General features: G+C 47.4%; 19 protein-coding genes. 10 read left to right on the plus strand and 9 right to left on the minus strand.

Annotation, left to right across the window (positions count from 1 at the left end):
• From F461_RS0102280 to F461_RS0102305, 6 genes are all read right to left on the minus strand, one after another.
• On the minus strand, positions 1-942 hold the full coding sequence (locus tag F461_RS0102280; RefSeq protein WP_019999534.1) for an aminotransferase class IV: 942 nt from the start codon (positions 940-942) through the stop codon (positions 1-3).
• Between the two features lie 12 nt (positions 943-954).
• Entirely contained in the window at positions 955-2001 is a 1047-nt protein-coding gene (locus tag F461_RS0102285) for an aspartate-semialdehyde dehydrogenase (RefSeq protein ID WP_019999535.1), read from the minus strand.
• Positions 2002-2073: 72 nt separating this feature from the next.
• Positions 2074-2487 carry a bacteriohemerythrin gene (locus tag F461_RS0102290; RefSeq protein WP_019999536.1) on the minus strand — a complete coding sequence of 138 codons (414 nt, stop codon included), beginning with the start codon at positions 2485-2487 and terminating at the stop codon, positions 2074-2076.
• Positions 2488-2608: 121 nt separating this feature from the next.
• Positions 2609-3052: a DMT family transporter gene (locus tag F461_RS0102295; protein ID WP_019999537.1), complete on the minus strand. Its 444-nt coding sequence runs from the start codon at positions 3050-3052 to the stop codon at positions 2609-2611.
• A 100-nt stretch (positions 3053-3152) separates the two neighbouring features.
• Positions 3153-3545, minus strand: a complete 393-nt coding sequence (locus F461_RS0102300; RefSeq protein ID WP_019999538.1) for a (deoxy)nucleoside triphosphate pyrophosphohydrolase — start codon at positions 3543-3545, stop codon at positions 3153-3155.
• Between the two features lie 2 nt (positions 3546-3547).
• Positions 3548-5512: an ABC-F family ATP-binding cassette domain-containing protein gene (locus F461_RS0102305; protein ID WP_019999539.1), complete on the minus strand. Its 1965-nt coding sequence runs from the start codon at positions 5510-5512 to the stop codon at positions 3548-3550.
• Positions 5513-5648: 136 nt separating this feature from the next.
• On the opposite strand from F461_RS0102305, the gene flgF reads away from it, so the two are divergent.
• From flgF to fliW, 10 genes are all read left to right on the plus strand, one after another.
• Entirely contained in the window at positions 5649-6431 is a 783-nt protein-coding gene (gene flgF, locus F461_RS0102310; protein ID WP_019999540.1) for a flagellar basal-body rod protein FlgF, read from the plus strand.
• Positions 6432-6451: 20 nt separating this feature from the next.
• Positions 6452-7234 carry a flagellar basal-body rod protein FlgG gene (gene flgG, locus F461_RS0102315; protein ID WP_019999541.1) on the plus strand — a complete coding sequence of 261 codons (783 nt, stop codon included), beginning with the start codon at positions 6452-6454 and terminating at the stop codon, positions 7232-7234.
• A gap of 71 nt (positions 7235-7305) precedes the next feature.
• Positions 7306-8256, plus strand: coding sequence for a flagellar basal body P-ring formation chaperone FlgA (gene flgA, locus F461_RS0102320; RefSeq protein ID WP_019999542.1), 951 nt, complete (start codon positions 7306-7308; stop codon positions 8254-8256).
• Between the two features lie 51 nt (positions 8257-8307).
• Positions 8308-8997: a flagellar basal body L-ring protein FlgH gene (locus F461_RS0102325; RefSeq protein WP_019999543.1), complete on the plus strand. Its 690-nt coding sequence runs from the start codon at positions 8308-8310 to the stop codon at positions 8995-8997.
• Positions 8998-9013: 16 nt separating this feature from the next.
• Positions 9014-10123 carry a flagellar basal body P-ring protein FlgI gene (locus F461_RS0102330; protein WP_019999544.1) on the plus strand — a complete coding sequence of 370 codons (1110 nt, stop codon included), beginning with the start codon at positions 9014-9016 and terminating at the stop codon, positions 10121-10123.
• Position 10124: 1 nt separating this feature from the next.
• The gene (locus F461_RS18425) at positions 10125-11342 is read left to right on the plus strand and encodes a peptidoglycan DD-metalloendopeptidase family protein (RefSeq protein WP_019999545.1); all 1218 of its coding nucleotides are present in this window, start codon (positions 10125-10127) and stop codon (positions 11340-11342) included.
• Between the two features lie 10 nt (positions 11343-11352).
• Positions 11353-11817, plus strand: a complete 465-nt coding sequence (locus F461_RS0102340) for a flagellar protein FlgN (RefSeq protein WP_019999546.1) — start codon at positions 11353-11355, stop codon at positions 11815-11817.
• Positions 11818-13908, plus strand: coding sequence for a FlgK family flagellar hook-associated protein (locus tag F461_RS0102345; protein ID WP_019999547.1), 2091 nt, complete (start codon positions 11818-11820; stop codon positions 13906-13908).
• 95 nt (positions 13909-14003) lie between these two features.
• Positions 14004-14240, plus strand: coding sequence for a carbon storage regulator CsrA (gene csrA, locus F461_RS0102350; RefSeq protein ID WP_019999548.1), 237 nt, complete (start codon positions 14004-14006; stop codon positions 14238-14240).
• Positions 14219-14668 (plus strand): flagellar assembly protein FliW, encoded by a 450-nt coding sequence (gene fliW, locus F461_RS0102355; RefSeq protein WP_019999549.1) that lies wholly within the window; start codon positions 14219-14221, stop codon positions 14666-14668. The genes csrA and fliW overlap by 22 nt, the downstream gene beginning before the upstream one ends.
• Positions 14669-14778: 110 nt before the next feature.
• Here fliW and hisG read toward each other — a convergent pair whose 3' ends face one another.
• From hisG to tsaA, 3 genes are all read right to left on the minus strand, one after another.
• A complete protein-coding gene (gene hisG, locus F461_RS0102360; RefSeq protein ID WP_019999550.1) occupies positions 14779-15663 on the minus strand; it encodes an ATP phosphoribosyltransferase in 885 nt (294 codons plus the stop codon).
• Positions 15663-16046: a phosphoribosyl-AMP cyclohydrolase gene (gene hisI / locus F461_RS0102365; RefSeq protein WP_019999551.1), complete on the minus strand. Its 384-nt coding sequence runs from the start codon at positions 16044-16046 to the stop codon at positions 15663-15665. The genes hisG and hisI overlap by 1 nt, the downstream gene beginning before the upstream one ends.
• A gap of 259 nt (positions 16047-16305) precedes the next feature.
• Positions 16306-17289 (minus strand): tRNA (N6-threonylcarbamoyladenosine(37)-N6)-methyltransferase TrmO, encoded by a 984-nt coding sequence (gene tsaA / locus F461_RS0102370; RefSeq protein ID WP_026364574.1) that lies wholly within the window; start codon positions 17287-17289, stop codon positions 16306-16308.
• Positions 17290-17480: the final 191 nt, after the last annotated feature.

Here is a 17480-nt window from a genome sequence, read left to right on the forward strand (position 1 = left end):
CTAAAGTGGCAGTCCGTTTACTTCAAGATCTTCTTTGAGAACTTGTCTGATCTCTTTGGCAACAGGGCCTGGACGTACATCACTTATCGGCTGTCCTTCAAAACGTACGATGGAGACACAGTCGGATGATGTTCCGAAGATAATGACTTCTTTCGCTCTATAAAGGTCGTCCTCACGCACTGCGGCAAACTCGATTTTGATTTTGTCTTTCATTAGTTCAATAGCACGCATGATAGTTGTTCCTACAAGCGCGTTGGAGAACTCAGGAATGACAAGTGTTCCCTGTTGATTAACAAGAGCAACGTTTTCTGTTGCACCTTCTGCGATAAAATCATCAGCATCAAAGCTGAATGGAACATCGTAGCCGCGTTCATCAGCTTCACGTTTCATAAGCACGTTAGAGATGTAGTTTGCACTCTTAACACGCGCCATGTGTGCCGGCTTCGCCGGAATGGATGAACGGAAGGCAGTTGCGCCTTTTTCGTACCATTCTTCCGGTTTTGGATTGAACTTGTAAGCGACAATGTAAAGGCTGCTCACCGGACATTCTTTCGGGTCTATACTGAACCCGCCCGGGCCGCGTCCTATAATGATACGCAGAAGGCCGTTTTCTGTTGCCGCAGCTTTTGCGACCTCAACAACAAGCTCTGCAAGTTTGTCCCAAGTACAGGGGGGCGACAGGTGCAGTCCTTTGACAGAACTTTTCAAACGCTCAATATGTGCATCAAGCTGATACAGTTTTCCGTTTACCCATTTAATGCTTTCAAAAACGCCATCACCCCTGTGGGCAAGATGATCGTCCATAGGCAGCAGCATCAGTCTCGGGTTTTTGCAAATACATCCGATACGGTGCTCATAAAAGGCAAGCACATCGCGCTCTCCGGCTCGACGGCTATTCAGGATTTTAGAAATGTATTCTTCTGTATCACATATTGTCGCCACGGCTGTTTTCTCCTAGTCGAAGATAGTTGTGTCTTTTACACCCAGAAGATCGCGTTTAATAAGCTCTTCCGCAATCTGTACAGTGTTGAGCGCAGCGCCTTTGCGGATGTTGTCAGCAACGATCCACATGTTCAGGCCATTTTCAATGGTTTCGTCTTCGCGGATACGCCCAACATAAGTGTCATCTTGACCTGCGGCATCAATTGCCATCGGGTAGATTTTTTCACTTGGGTTATCAAGCACAGTAACACCCGGTGCCTGTGTTAGGATAACGCGTGCTTCAGCCGGAGTGATTTTCTGTACAGTTTCAATGTTTACAGATTCACTATGGCCGTAGAATACAGGAATGCGTACACAGGTAGCAGTTACTTTTATAGAAGGGTCATTGAAGATTTTAACGGTTTCATGAACCATCTTCATTTCTTCCTTGGTGTAGTCATTGTCCATGAATACATCGATCTGCGGAAGTGCGTTAAACGCAATCTGGTATGGATATACTTCTGCAACCGGTGTCTGCATATTGAAAAGTTGACGAATCTGTGTTTCGAGCTCGGTAATTGCTTTCTGACCGGAACCGGATACTGCCTGATAGGTGGAAACAACAATGCGTTTGATCTGAGCGTTGTCGTGCAGCGGTTTAAGTGCAACCATCATCTGGATAGTGGAACAGTTCGGGTTAGCAATAATACCGTTGTGTGCTTCGAGTGCTTCCGGGTTTACTTCCGGGACAACAAGCGGGCACCGGTCATCCATACGCCATGCGCTGGAGTTATCTACAACAACACAGCCTGCTTTAGCTGCGATTGGAGAAAATTTTTCAGATGTAGATCCACCGGCGGAAAAGAGCGCAATATCAACACCTTCAAAAGAGTTTTCAGTCAGTTCTTTGACTGTAAGTTCACCACCCGCAAACGGTACTGTGGTGCCTGCGGATCGTGCAGATGCGAGGGCAATAACCTCGGTAGCTGGAAAATTGCGGCCTTCCAATACGGAAAGCATTTCCCGCCCTACGGCACCGGTGGCACCGACAACGGCAACCACTAAACGATCTTTACTCATTTCAACTCTCCTTGAGCACATAGAAATTTGGTAACAGTCGGCGCATGATACAACAGAAACCGCCATTTCTGTTTATGCAGCACCTTTATTTTTTAAAAACTCAGCCATCTTCCGATCTATTCCGTTGATATGCTTAAACCACCAGTCTGTAAGGTAGTCTAAGAGCTCAGGAGTAATGTCTGCTTTGTCATTGAGATAATCCAGCAGAAATCCAATTGCATTGGAAAAAAACTCTCTGTGTTGTTCCATGTGCGCTTCAAAGTCTGGAATTTCATCTTTGTACGCCTTCATTAACTCTGCTTCTGTAGCAAAATGCATGTGGGCATAGTCATTCACTTTATGAATGAGCGGGCTTAGAACGGAATGTTCTTCTCCGTTCATATATGCATAGTACAGAGAATTGATGATCTGCGTTAGCTCGGCATGCTGTTTGTCAATTACAGCAACGCCGGTGTTCATTGAAGAATTCCATTCAAATTTCGCCATGTATATCTCCTGAATAATATCCCTTGTGGAAAGGGCTAGGTGTTCCTTTTCAGTATACATTCACGGCGAGACAATAGGACAACAATGCTCGTAATTCAATCAGTAATATATCACAGTGGCATTAATAGCGATTCACAAGGTATGCTCCGCTAATAAGCAGGACTACTCCCAGAGCGCGCATGAGTGTTACGGGGCGGATGGTGTATCCGATGAAGCCGAAGTGATCGAAGATGACGGAGCCTATCAGTTGGCCGCAGATAATGAGCGAAATCATTGCAAGAGCGCCGATACGGGGTGCAAGGAAGGTGAGAGTCGTAACACCGATAGCGCCAAGGAGGCCGCCAAACCATGCATACCATGGAACAGTAGATGTCGAGAGGGCAGGAATTGGAATTTTAGTTACGACAACGAAGATGCTTAACGCAATGGTGCCGACAAAAAAAGAAATGAGCGAGGCAATGGGGGCACTATGGCTCCAGTGTTGACTGATCATGGCATTTAACCCCATTTGCAGGGGCATAAAGGTTCCGACGAATAGTGCAAGGAACAACAGTGCCATGTGCATAATCGTACCCCTTTAGCGCGGCACTCTTGTCTCACTAGAGTTTGCAGTCGGGAGGCTTCCGCTTCACAACCTGATGCGGGTTCGCAACTGTTTGGTCGCGCTATGCTAATGTGGTTAACTCCTGCACTATGGGGATGTCTGCTTCAAGAAAAGTAAGTTCACAGGCTTGGCTCGGCATAACCCATCGTACAGTATGTCCTTCTTGAGGGATAAGTGTACCTTCAAATGCGGTTATGTGGAAGAAAAGAAGCGTAACAATAAGCTCCTCGTATTCATGCGTGACAGTCTGCCAATACTTCCATTCTGTCGGAGTAATATCCAGTTCTTCCTGAAATTCACGCACAAGCGCTGCTTCCGGTGTTTCCTCCGGTTCAATTTTTCCGCCGGGAAATTCCCAGAAGCCGCCGAATGGTGCGGTATCCGGTCGTCGGGCGGCGAGGTAGCGCTCACCGTCCCATACAATACCGGCAACAACTGTAATGGCTTTTTTCATAATTAGCCTGCGAGTGATTCGCGCTGTTGTTCCAATTCGTTAATCTCCATTTCCAGTTCACCCATTTTTTCCATCAGGGTTTCGCTGTCGTTCTGGAGCTGGCCGAATCGTTTAAGTGCTTCCTGCATTTTTGGGGAATTAGCAAAGAATTCCGGATCGGCCATTTGCGTTTCCAGTTCGCCTTGTTCTTCCAGCATGAGCATGAGATTTTCTTCCATTTTCTCATATGCCTGTTGCTTAGGCTTCAGTTCTTTGTAGATACGGTTACGCAGTTCTGCCTGTTCTCGTTTGAGGCGTTTTTGCTCTTCGCGGCTCAGTCCACCAGTGGTAGTGGTTTCTTTGGACTTTCCGCCGGCAAGAGCATTCTGCTCCCTGCGGTATTTGTCGTATTCTTCAAAGCCCTGTTCGTGCACAGTAAGACCTTCGGGAGACAGGCTCCACAGCTGGTCTGCCACTTCTTTTAAAAGATAGCGGTCATGCGCTACCATCAAGATAGTACCTTCAAACGATGCCAGTGCTTCGATGAGTGCTTCGCGGGATTCAAGATCGAGATGGTTAGTCGGTTCGTCAAGTACAAGGAAATTGCAACGGGAAAGGAAAAGAATCGCCATCATCAGGCGACTTTTTTCACCACCGGAAAGTTCGCTGACAACGCGTTCAAAATAGCTTTGCCCGAGCATGAAGAGACCGAGAACTGACATAAGCTCTTCTTCCGTCGTTTTGGGATCGGAAAGACGGCGGATTTCGCTGAGAACAGTATTTTGCGCGTTCAGGGTGTCCAGTTGATGCTGAGAGAAGTATCCCATTTTTGCCTTGGATGCCATCATGATAGAACCGTTGTTCTTTTCCAGACGTCCGGCAATAAGTTTGAGCAGGGTGGATTTGCCACAGCCGTTAGGGCCTACAAGGGCAATCTTTTGACCTCGGTAAAGCTGAAATTCTAAGTCTGACCACAGGGTGACACCATCTGGATAGGTGAAGCGCAGGTCGGAGACGCTGAGAATAAGTTTTTCCGCAGGAGCAGGTTCGGGCCATGCAAAGGCAAGGTTTTTGCGTTTGGTTTCAAATTTGATGGAATCAAGCTCTTTTTGCATGCGCTGAGCCATCTTTTGCTTGGAACTGGCCTGCCGTGCTTTCGTCGCTTTAGCTTTAAAGCGACGTACAAAGTCCATGTTGCGGGCAATGTCTTCTTGCAGCTTGGCCGCTTCGCGGCCCTTTTGTGCTTCAATTTCTTCTTGAATCACAAGGAACTGGGTGAAGTTGCCTTTGCGGAATGTCGGCTTGTTGCCCCCAAGGTAGAGCACATGACTGCCAACTTTATCCATGAAGATTCTATCGTGCGCAACAAAGATGAGGACCCCTTGGTATTCCAGCAGGAAATTTTCCAGCCATTCGACAGCGTCGAGGTCAAGGTGGTTAGTCGGTTCGTCAAGAAGAAGAACATCTGCACCGGCGGTGAGCACTCTGGCAAGCTTAGCGCGCTCTCGCCATCCACCGGAAAGTTCCCGCATGGATTTGAGCCACTTCTCTTCGCTGAAGCCAAGACCTGTCAGTACCGTTTTTGCACGGTGCTCAGGGTTATGCCCGTAGATCTGTTCAAGCTCTGCCTGACGGATACCGAGACGCTTGAGGGCTGCTTCATCTTGTGCCTGGCTTGCAGCTTCCCACTCTTCCCAGAAATTATTCCAGTCGGGCAGGACTTCCAGCACCCAGCTAAGCAGGGGCAGGTCAAGAAGTGACTCGTCCAGCTCCTGCTGAACAAAGCCAAGACGGCAGCCTTTAGGCAGCAGCACGCGTCCGGAATCAACGGACACAATACCGGCTACCATTTTAAGAAGCGTTGATTTGCCGCACCCGTTAGCGCCGCAAACGCATAGGCGAGTGCCATCCGCAATGTCTAAAGAGAATTGAGGGATGATTTCTTCGCCACCGTAGAATTTGGAAATATTGTCTAGTGTAATGCTCATAATTTTCTCGCGAGAAGCCTCGAATACCAGATGCTGTATGGAAACACCAGTGCGGTAATTTTTACTCCCATTTTAGGACTTGGCGCATGTTTTGCAAATATCATCCTGACAGAAATTCCACATGGGAGGAAGAGTCATGCAAAGCAGTGTGTATAGCGCCTTGTTCGGTGCTCTTACAAACGAACATCGTCTTAACAATATCAGTAATAATTTGGCTAACATAAATACAACAGGCTACAAGCGTGACAACCTTGCCTTTAAGGATACCTTTGTCAAGTTTGCCCATGATCAGATCATGGAGCCTGTAGCAAATGTTCGCTCTGAAAAGCTCTTTCCAGAGCCAAAACTTATGGCAAGACCGCGTATTGCCCTTGCCCAGACGGACTTTACTCCGGGGCCTGTAAAAGTCACCGGAGACCGGCTGGACTTGGCTATCCACGGAGAAGGGTTTTTTAAAATCCAAACTCCTGACGGTGATTTTTTGACTCGTAACGGAAAATTCCGTCAAAGCAATGACGGAACTTTGGTTACAGACAGAGGCTATCCTGTGCTGGGAGATGGCGGCCCAGTTACCCTGCCGCGTAATGCGAATATTGTTATTGGTCAGCAGGGTGAACTGTACGCAAACAACGTGCAGGTTGGAAAACTTCAGTTAGTTACCTTTGAAGATTTGCGTGGACTGGAAAAGCTTGGGCAGAATATGTTCAGAGTTCGCGAGGGCTCGGATATTGTGGAACAGCCCGCAGATCAGGCTGCTATTCAGCAGGGGGCATTGGAGTCTGCCAACGTGGAGGTAGTTTCTGAAATGGTAAACATGATTGAAGCACACCGTCAGTTTGAGGCCTACACCAAGATTATGAAAACCAGTAGTGAACTGGATAAAAATTCAACACAACGTCTGGGTAAATCCAGCGCTTAGTCCTGTGGAGGATAGTAATTATGATGCGTTCCCTTTGGACTGCTGCTTCCGGCATGTATGCCCAGCAGCTCAATATTGATACCATTTCCAACAACCTTGCGAACGTAAACACCATTGGCTTTAAAAAAAGCCGCGCAGAGTTTGAAGACCTTATGTATCAGTCCATGAAAATTGCCGGTTCTCCAACCGCTGAGGGTGGACAGGTTCCGACTCCGGTTCAGGTTGGTATGGGTGTTCGCCCTGCCAGTGCACATAAGTTTTTCTCGCAGGGTGATTTTCAGAATACAACCAACCCGCTCGATTTTGCCATCGAAGGTGACGGGTTCTTTCAGGTAGAGGTAAACGGCGAGCTTCGTTACACCCGCGCGGGTGCGTTTAAGCTGGATAGCGAAGGTACTGTCGTCACCTCAAATGGCTACAAACTCCAACCTGAATTTGTTGTTCCTCAGGAAACAAAAAGTATTACGCTTTCTGCCAATGGTCGCCTTGCAGCACTGGATTCTCAGGGGAACGAATTAGCAACAGCAGACGTTCCTTTGTATTCATTCATTAACCCGGCTGGTCTCGATCCTCTTGGTCGTAACATCTACTCCGAGACAGAAGCATCCGGTGAAGCTGTAGAAGGTGTTCCGGGTGAAGATGGTACAGGCACTCTTGCTCAAGGGTTTCTTGAAATGTCCAACGTTGAGATCGTAGATGAAATGGTAAATATGATCGTCGGTCAGCGTGCTTACGAGATGAACTCAAAAGCAATTCAGACTTCTGACTCTATGTTGCAGCTCGCAGCACAGCTCAAAAGCTAACGTATAACCTTCGGAATATGCGTATGTGTAACTTATTCGTCATTTCAAGGCAGTGGGCAGTACTATGCTGTATGACTGTGTGTATGCTTGCAACAGCCGGTAGTGCTGTTGCCGCGGAAGCAAAGTGGCATTTTACCGTTCTTCCTGCCGCCGTTGTGACAGGAGACGTTGTATTGCTGGGTGATATAGCAAAACCGTCCGGCGACATTGCATATAAGTCATGGCAGGACTTTGCCCAAATTAAGCTGTGGCCTGCACCCCGAAAGTATGGACGCCCTATGGCGATTACCCGCCCTAAGCTTCGTAACGCGTTACAGCAGTATCTTGGGGGAATGGCAAGCAAAGCAATCCTTCCCGGCTCTATTGCTATTCAGCGTGGCGGCAAAGTCGTACAGAAAAATACACTTTCACAAATGGTTACACGCACTATCAGTAATGCAACGCAACAGCTGGAAGGTGAAGCCGTATTGCGTGACATGTCTATTCCGAATTTTATTTTCCTTCGCGATTCAAAAAATCGGCTTGATATTGAACCGTTACGCACGGTGCAGGCAGGACGTATCGGTATCAGGTTCAGAGAAGTTGATCCTAACGGCGAGGTTGTCCGTCGTGTGACCGGAGGAGCATTTCTGGATTTATGGGTAACTGTACCGTGTACTGCCGCTCCTATGAATCGAAATGATCTTCTGACACCGGATCAGATTACGTATGAACGCAAGAACTTGGCATACCTTCAGGGGGAACCCTGGGATGGCAAAGGCGGTCCGTATCGTGTGACGCGCACTCTGGGTGCCGGAACCCCCATTTTCGAAGGGGCGTTAGAAGCCATTCCTGTTGTAGCAAAAGGCTCACGCATTGACCTTGTGTATAAAGGCTCCGCAATCCGTCTGTCTGTAATTGCCAAGGCGATGGAGGATGGAAGGATTGGAGAAGTGATTCCGGTTCGTAATTTGCAAAGTAAAAGACAAGTTTATGCTACCGTGTTGAATGACAGCACTGTGATTATTGAAAGAAATCGCTAAGACCCTTTAAATTAGCCGATATAACAAAGTTTTTTGAGTACGAGGTATTCCATGAATGTTCGTTTTTACACTGTCATCATTCTGGCAGCATTAATGCTGACAGGGTGTCAGGCTGCAAAGGAAAGACCGGTTCCATCTATGCCGGTTGCAGTGCCACCGCAAATGCTCACTCCGGAAATGGCGCGGGCAAATCCTGGTTCACTCTTTCAGCCTACCAATGCCGACTTTTTGTTTGCAGATAACCGCGCCCGTCGAGTTGGTGACATCGTTATGGTGAACATTGTGGAAAATGCCAGTGCTAAAAACAAGGCTGAGACCACAAGCGATAAAGATTCTTCAATCAATCTTGGTGTGGATGCTTTTTTGGGTAAGTCATCTATTCCGATGTTAGGCAGTATCTCCAACCCAATGGTGAAAGCAAGCGGGACGACTTCGTTTGATGGCGAAGGCGAAACGAAACGCGAGAACAAATTTACTGCAACTGTTGCCTGCCGCGTGTTGCGTGTCAGTCCCGGAGGTCTGCTTCAGATTGAAGGCGTTCGTGAAACACAGGTAAATAACGAAACGCAGTACTTGATGCTCACCGGTTTAATCCGTGCTCGTGATATTGCAGATAACAACAGCATTATTTCCAGTCAGGTGGCGAATGCCCGTATAAAATACTTTGGCGAAGGTGTTGTTGCAGACAAACAGAAGCCGGGCTGGATTACACGTCTTATGGACACCGTGTGGCCGTTCTAGGATAGGAAGAAATAGTATGAAACGTATTCAACAGATAGCAGTATTTTTGGTCTTTGCATTCGTTGTGGCTGTCACTCTTCCACAGTCTGGCAGTGCCGCACGTATCAAAGATATAGCTGACTTCGGCGGTGTCCGCGATAACCAGCTTGTAGGGTATGGTCTTATTTCCGGGTTGAGCGGTACAGGTGACAGTACCTCTTCAACTTTTACCGTACGTGCAGTTGTTAACATGCTGGAAAAAATGGGCGTCAGTGTAAGTCCGGACGACATTAAGTCTAAAAACGTCGCGGCAGTAATGGTAACGGCAAAGCTTCCTGTTTCCGCAAAACCGGGTTCACGACTTGATGTTACTGTCTCCAGTCTTGGTGATGCCAAAAGTCTGCTTGGTGGCGTGCTCCTTATGACACCGTTAAAAGGTATCGACGGGCAGGTTTACGGCCTTGCTCAGGGCCCTGTCGCCATTGGCGGTTTTTCCGCGGAAGGCAAAGCTGCCAAGGTTCAAAAAAACATTACGACTGTGGGACGTATCCCGAACGGTATGAACGTGGAACGTGCGGTACCGTTTGAATTCAACAGTCAGAACTCTCTGACACTGAACATGCACAACGGTGATTTTTCCACAACAAATCAGGTTGTAGAAAGCTTGAACAGGGCAATTGGCGGAAACTTCGCCTTTGCCAGAGATATTTCCACCATCACTCTGGATGTGCCTCCGCAGTACAGGAATAATATTGTACCGCTGATGGCAGCTATTGAGAATATTGAAGTGACACCTGACCAGAAGGCGCGTGTTGTTGTTGACGAGAACACAGGTACTGTTGTTGTCGGTAGCAATGTCCGCCTGTCTCCAGTCGCGATTGCACATGGTTCCTTGCAGATTGTTGTTAAAGAAGATGAAAAAGTTTCACAGCCTAATCCGTTCTCGGACGGTAAAACTGTCACAACTCCGCAGACTGATGTGAAAGTTAAAGAAGAAAACAAGCGTCTGGTTTTGATTGAAGGCGCAACCCTGCAGGAACTGACTGAGGGATTGAACGCTATCGGCGCAACACCTCGAGACCTCATTTCTATCTTAAATGCTTTGAAGGCAGCCGGTGCGCTGCATGCGGAACTGGAGGTAATCTAACATGGTAGCTCCTATTGATTCTGAATTGCTGAATGCCTCGATCGGGGCGCAGCAGCTTAAAGCAAAAACAAACCAGCTTTCCGCCCTGAAAAAGGGCGGCAAGGCTGGAGATGCAAAGCTCCGCAAAGCGGTGGAAGGGTTTGAAGCCATTTTTATTCAGAAAATGTGGCAGCAGATGCGGAACACTATCCCGAAAAGCGGCATGTTCAAGAGTCGTGAGGAGAAAATGTGGCAGGGGATGTTTGATCAGGAACTGTCTGTAAAAATGTCCCAGTCCGGTGGTATCGGCTTATCTGACATGCTCTACAAGCAACTTGCAGAAAAGTTGGGTGACGCCAGCCGCGATACCAGCAGTAAGGGCGGCGATGCCGCACCTGTTCGTGACCTGTCTTCACCAGATGTGTTTACCAAAGTGAAAGCACTTTCTCCTCGTGTTGCAGCAGCTGTTCCGCCTCCTGAAGATCTGTATTCTCCAATGGAGGAACAGGAACTGGAAACGGACACCACGGCTACCCGTGTCATCAACACCAATTTGCAAGTGATGACAGACAAAGATGTTGTGGAGAATGTGAACGAGCTTGAGCGTCAGCTTGAAATGAAATTTATCGCTGATCCTCAGCAAATCCTCAAAGAGCAGGCGACAAGCGGATCTGTTGATCAGGCAATGGCGGAGCCAGTGCAAAAAGCACAGAAAGTCGCCGTTGAAGAAGAATTAGTAAGTCCGGAGACCATTGATGCTTCAACTGAAGCATCAGAGATTATCGGCATGGGTGGGCCAATCGCGCCTTCCCCTGATATGGCGACAATTAATTGGCCGCTTCCGGGGTCCATCTCCTCTAAGTTTGGATGGAGAAAAGACCCGTTTACCGGAAAAAAAGCATGGCACAGTGGCGTTGATATTGCCGGTAAAACAGGCGAATCCGTTGCTGCCGCATGGGATGGAAAAGTCATCTATTCCGGTGAAAAGAAAGGATATGGCAAATTGGTAGTTCTGGAACACCCTAACGGATGGCGCAGTTACTACGGTCACAACAGCAAATTGAATGTTGAAGTTGGCGAAACAATCGCGGCTGGCAAGAAAATTGCTGAGGTAGGTAGTACAGGGCGTTCCACAGGGCCGCATTTGCACTTTGAAGTGCGACAAGGTGAGCTTGCATGGAACCCTCAACAGATCAGATCACGTCTGATGGCGGGACTTCCCATCGGTCGGGTAACGTAAAGGATAAGCCATGTATACAGAAACATACCAGAATTTACATCGTCAGGAAAAAGCACTTGAGGTGCTTGAGACATTACTTACGGAAGAGTTTGCCGAGTTACGGGAGCGTAAACCGGAATCTATTACCGGACTTGAATTTTCTATTCATGAGCTTATGCGCCAGATTGCAAACGAACGTACCTCGCTAAAAAGCTCATTAGGTGGGCAGCGCCTTGGTGATGTTCTTCAGATTTTAGCAGAGAATGAACAGGCGGAACTTAACGGATTGCTTGGCCGCATAGAGGTCTTAGAAAAACGTTGTTCCCGTCAGGCTTCAATGAACGCAGAACTGGCGCTCGCTCTGCACGATCAGAGTCAAGCATTGCTTAATCATCTGCAGAGTCAAATTCAACCTCGCAACAACGCTACATACGGAAGAACCGGAGCATACACGCAAAGTCGTCCGGAGGCCGTACTTATACACGGGAGACTGTAAATGACTATAACCTCGTTACTTAATTTAGGCGGTAACACCGTCTACACTCCTCCTAAGGATATTAAGCCTACTGATAGCAACATTCCAGTACGCAATACAGGGACAGTTGCGCCTTCAGACCAGCCTGGTCAGAGCTCCGGTATTTACTACTTACCGGGTCTTATGAATATCAGTACGACTGGTAACGAGGTGATATCCCGTTTTGTGGAACAGGTAGCACGGCAGACTGTTGTCCGCACCTCAGATTTTGCACGCTGGGACAGTCAACGGGAAATGCTGCTTAACGTGGATTCTATGTTTGCTTCAGAAGACGCTCTTGGGGCTCAGGATAATATCAGCGTGTTTTTTGATAACTGGAATACCCTGAGCCAGAAGCCGCAGGATGAAACAGCCAGACAGGAAGTTCTTGCAAGTTCAGACTCAATGGTTCAGATGCTCCGCGGACAACGCGGCATGCTTGCTGCTACATCAAAGGCGCTTTCAGAAACGGTTCATGAGTCGTTAGTCGAATTGAACGATAAATTACAGGCGTTGGTGGAAATAAATGCGCAGCTTGCCGCACCGGAAAACGTGGGAGCCCGCAGTGAGTTGATTCATGAACGCAATACAATTGTACATGCAATTTCTGAAAAGCTGGATATTGATACCAATATAACTGCTCGTGAGCAGATGCATGTTTCAACTCGTTCCGGTTTTACGCTGGTAGATGGAACCTCTGCTTATACACTGCAACTCAGTGAGCCGTCTTTAACTTCGCGTCTTACTCCGGCCTCTACTTTTGACGGTACAGTGAGTTTTTCCGGCACGTCCTCACGTGAGGTAGTTCTGGAAGTAACCCAAGGTGGAGCTGTAGGAACTGGTGATGTGCGCTTCAGAGCATCATTGGATGGTAAACGTTCATGGCTTTCGGATGCGGAAGGAAATGATACGCAGTTTGCTGTTGCATCAAATGGTACTGCACCGTCCGTACAGAATCTGGATGTAACCTTTAATTCCAATGCAGGAATGCTTGCAGCAGGGGATACGTTCACCATTATTCCTAAGCAGCATGTAACTGGTTTTACTCCTCAGGGGCGTGTAAATCTTACCCCGCAGAGCTTCTTTGACGGTAGTGATAACGAATTACGGATTACTGGTGGGCAGATTGCCGGCCTTATGCAGCTGCGTGACAATAAGCTTGGAAACTACACAGAAAAGCTGGATGGCCTTGCTTCCACTATTATTACAGAAGTAAATAAAGTGTATGCACAGGGTGCTTCAACCGTTCCTCAATTAGAAATTACCGCTACAAATTCAGTGGTGAATGTAGATACACCGCTTGCCAGCAATGGTTCCGGCCTTGTTACCAGTGATACAATAACATCCGGTAAAATGACGTTGTTTGCCTCTGATTCCGAAACAGGTAAACCTTCGCCGACTACAGCCTACGGAATAATAGATTTTTCCGGCGTTGCGCCGTATATCCGTGATTTTGATCCGGCAGTTCATTCTTTGAACAATGTGTGTGATGCCATTAACAGTTCCCTAGGACAGTTCGGGACTGCAACAATTGAAAACAACGCATTGAAGATAACTGCTGCCGAGAACCATACACTTTCCTTTGGCGAAGACAGTTCAGGTTTGTTTGCAGCATTAGGCATGAATACGTTTTTTGCGGGAACATCTGCAGAAGATATGGAAGTGCATGAACGTGTCCGTGAGGATGCTGCAGCGATTAATGCCGGAGTTGTGAACAATGCGGGCTCTGTCGTAGCTGAAAGCAGCGATACTGCAAAATCAATTGCAGCACTTAAAGACGCATCATTTTCTTTCAATACGCCCGGTGAAGCAACTAAAACCGTGAGTGCACGGGACTATTACGCTGCTTTGAGTGCTCAGGCAAAAGATGATGCAACAACGGCATTATACAAAACACAATTTAATGAAGCACTGCTACTTGACCTTTCTCGTCAGAATGCCACAATACATGGCAACAACTTGGATGCCGATATTTCCGAAATGACGAAGTTTCAGCATTCATACAAGGCAGCAGCGAAGCTTATTACATCTGCGGAAGATATGATGCAGGTTATCGCGGGGATGCCGAATTAATAAAAAAACACTGTGAAATGGCGGATGCCGCTTGTCGCAGTTGTTCCTGCGACAGCAGGTTATTGTCATAAACCTCAGCAAGAGTAGTGACGCCTATGCTTATACTGACCCGACGCGCGGGGGAGAGCTTGTGCATAGGGGACAACATAAAGGTCACAGTCCTCAGTGTACAAGGAAAGCAGGTAAAAATTGGGTTGGATATACCGGATGGAATGCCTGTATACCGCGAAGAAGTTTATTTGCGAATAAAAGAACAGAACCGTCAGGCAAGTGAAACGCTCGACACAGACCTTTTAATGGCTACAGAATTATGGAAAAGCAAAAAGAAATAGTAATCGAAACCCGTATAGGAACACAGAGTGTCTCTATGGATAAAGTCATTGAGTTTCCACGTGGCCTGTTGGGATTCGAGGATCATCACAACTTTACGTTGCTTCAGCTTCGCGACGCCTCTCCATTTCTTGTTCTGCAAAGTATGGATGCTCCGAATCTGGGTTTTCTTGTGGCGGACCCATACAGCTTTATTGATGACTATCCAGTTGTCATTAACTCGGCGGATGAAGAGACCTTACAGGTTGAAGATCCAGCTGATGTAGCCGTGTTGGTAACCGTGACCATTCCGCACGGAAGACCGGAAAATACAGCATTAAACCTTACAGGCCCGATTCTGGTGAACAGAAAAAGTCGTCGTGGTGTGCAGACGCCATTGACTGATAAGAACGTGCCACCCCAGCTCTATTTGAATATAGAGAGCAAATAATTTTCGCTGTTGCGAAAATAGGATGCAAATAAAAAAGGGTGAGTTGATGGAAATCAACTCACCCTTTTGCGTGTTTTAATAACTCAGATTGAGGCAGACCTGATCTGATGTTAGATAACTTTATTCAGCGCGTATTCAATAATACCTTCTGCGCCTTCAGCTTTCAGGCGCGGGATCAGGTCACGAACGAGACCTTGATCTACAACAATCTCAACGGAGTGCCATGTTGTATCTGTGAGCTCTGCAATGGTCGGGGAGTTCAAACAAGGAATTTCGTTGAGAATCTCCGGTAATTTGTTGCTCGGTACGTTCATTTTTAGACCAACAAGGGATTCTGCACGCAGCGCTCCCTGAAGGAGAAGGTCAATTTGTTCGATCTTACGGCGTTTTTCAGGGTCAGCCCATGCAGCTTCGCTGGTTACAAGCTGGGTGTTGGTAACAAGAACCTCTGCAATAATACGCAGGCCGTGAGCGCGGATAGTCGTACCAGTCTCGGTTACTTCAACAATTGCATCAGCAAGTCCTTCAACGACCTTTGCTTCAGTCGCACCCCATGAGTACTGCACATCAACGTCGATACCAGCGTCTTTAAAGTATTTCTGCGTTACGCCAAGCAACTCGGTAGCTATGCGTTTACCTGCGAGATCCTCCGGTCGTTTGTACGGGGAATCACCGGCAACAGCCAGCACCCAGCGGGCAGGGCGGTTGGAAACTTTGGAGTAGATAAGGTCTGATACAACTTTTACATCAGCACCGGTTTCAAGCAGCCAGTCTTTACCGGTAAGGCCGACATCAAGGATACCGTCTTCAATGTATGAAGGGATTTCCTGTACACGGCAGAGGCGCGCGGTGATTTCCGGATCGTTGATTTCCGGAAAGTAGTTTCTGTGGTGCTGGTGAATTTTCCAACCTGAACGCTCAAAAAGGCTGAGGGTTGGTTTTTCAAGAGAGCCTTTAGGCAGACCAAGTTTGATAATCGGATTGGTAGAAGACATTATGAGTAGACCTCCTTAGGGTCGAAAACTAACGGCGAACAGATTGTAATGTCGCCTTCTTTGTTGCGTTCACGATAAAAACAGCTTTTATACCCTTTATGGCAGGCCGCGCCGCCTTTTTGCTCTACGATCAGCAGAATAGTATCGCTGTCGCAGTCAAGGCGCACGGCCTTGATATGCTGGGTATGTCCTGACGTTTTGCCTTTATGCCAAAGCGCACTGCGGCTTCGGCTAAAGTAATGGGCTTCGCCCGTCTCAAGAGTCTTGTTCCAAGCTTCTTCGTTCATATAGGCCATCATGAGCACTTCGCCAGTCGCTGCGTCTTGAGCGATAGCGGGAACAAGACCACCTGTTTTCGCAAAGTCAGGGGTAAAGTCTGTCATTTAAATCCCTTTGGTAGTCTTTGTTATAATGTTTCGGGAAAGATTTCCAAATTTGTAAACTGTATGCCTAACTAATAATTTAATGAGTTGCAACACTCTAAAGGCACAAAACATGCGGCCTGTGGCGCTTTTTGTATATTTTGAGCCTTCGACGTTTTTTTGTTGCCTTCGGCGACTATCCGAGGGGCAGGATCCGCCTTGCATCCGCAAGGGGGCTGCTTTTTGTTGTCCCCATTTCATTAAAGCTTTAATTAAGATGCTAACGAACTACATCTACGTGGATAGAGGCCAGATGCTCCAGTTCTTCGCTAAGAGAAAGTGCGTGCCCTAAGGTGTCTGCCCAACATACGAGTCCGTGTTTTTCCATGTACACAGCATCGTGCGTTATGGCGGCTTTTCCTGTTGCCTGTGCAAGTTCCACAGTACCCGGTGCAAAAGCAGGAGCAGTAGTCATACGGGAGCCTATTAAATCTGTTTCAAAAATTGGGAGCTTCAGCATCTTAGCTGGTTCTACAAGTACACCAAGGGCAAGAATCTTTGGTGGATGAGTGTGTAGAATAGCATGTGCGTTAGGCTGGTTTCGATAAATTTCCAAATGCATTTCGCCCTCAGAAGAGGGTTTGCTTCCAGCTAAGATTTTGCCACTGGCAATATCGACCAGCACAAAATCTTTTGGTTCAAGGCATCCTTTTGCAGAGCCTGTTGCTGTCATAAGACAAGCGTCACCCAGACGGACAGATGCATTGCCGTTGAATCCTGAAAAAAGTCGTCGACTCCATGCACTGCGGCATACCTGTGTGATTTCGTCTATATCCTGATGACGAATATCCACCGGAGTAATTAGATTAGCGGGGGTAGGTGTCTTTTTGATGTCAATAAGTGGAGTTTTATCTAACGCCTCAAGTGGTTCCACACGGACTTTGTTCTCTGTAATTTCAAGAATGGTTACAGTATGAACACCAATCGGGTTTGGACGGGCTGGAGAACGGGTAGAAAAAACACCACGTTCCGGACGGGACCGATCTCCACGGGGATGAACCTTCATCGTCGTCCTATCCGCTTTATGAAACCATGTGAGCAGATCAATACTTTGTCCAACAGTTAGTCCGGCTAAGGCATTAACAAACTCCGGAGCAACTTCGACCCATGCTTCTTTACCGCCTTCGTTGCCTTGTTTCGGGCATTTTTCCAGATCATCAAATTGAGTTCGAACTCTACCGATAAATTGAACTTCTGCTGTCATGGTACATTCCTATTAGCCGAAAGAAGTATGTCATGGGGTGATAGTAATGTCCGTGTAGTCTGAACACATGACATTGGTTACGGGCGATACTTTTCCGCTAAGCTGGTGGGGGGAGAGGAGCAAATCCCTTCCCCCCGAAGGTAAAAAAAATCAAAAGAAAAAGAGTCGCAGCTCCATCGGAAGCATAGCTT

Origin of the sequence: Halodesulfovibrio aestuarii DSM 17919 = ATCC 29578 (assembly GCF_000384815.1) — a bacterium.
In the GTDB taxonomy this organism is placed as follows: Bacteria; Desulfobacterota; Desulfovibrionia; order Desulfovibrionales; family Desulfovibrionaceae; genus Halodesulfovibrio; species Halodesulfovibrio aestuarii.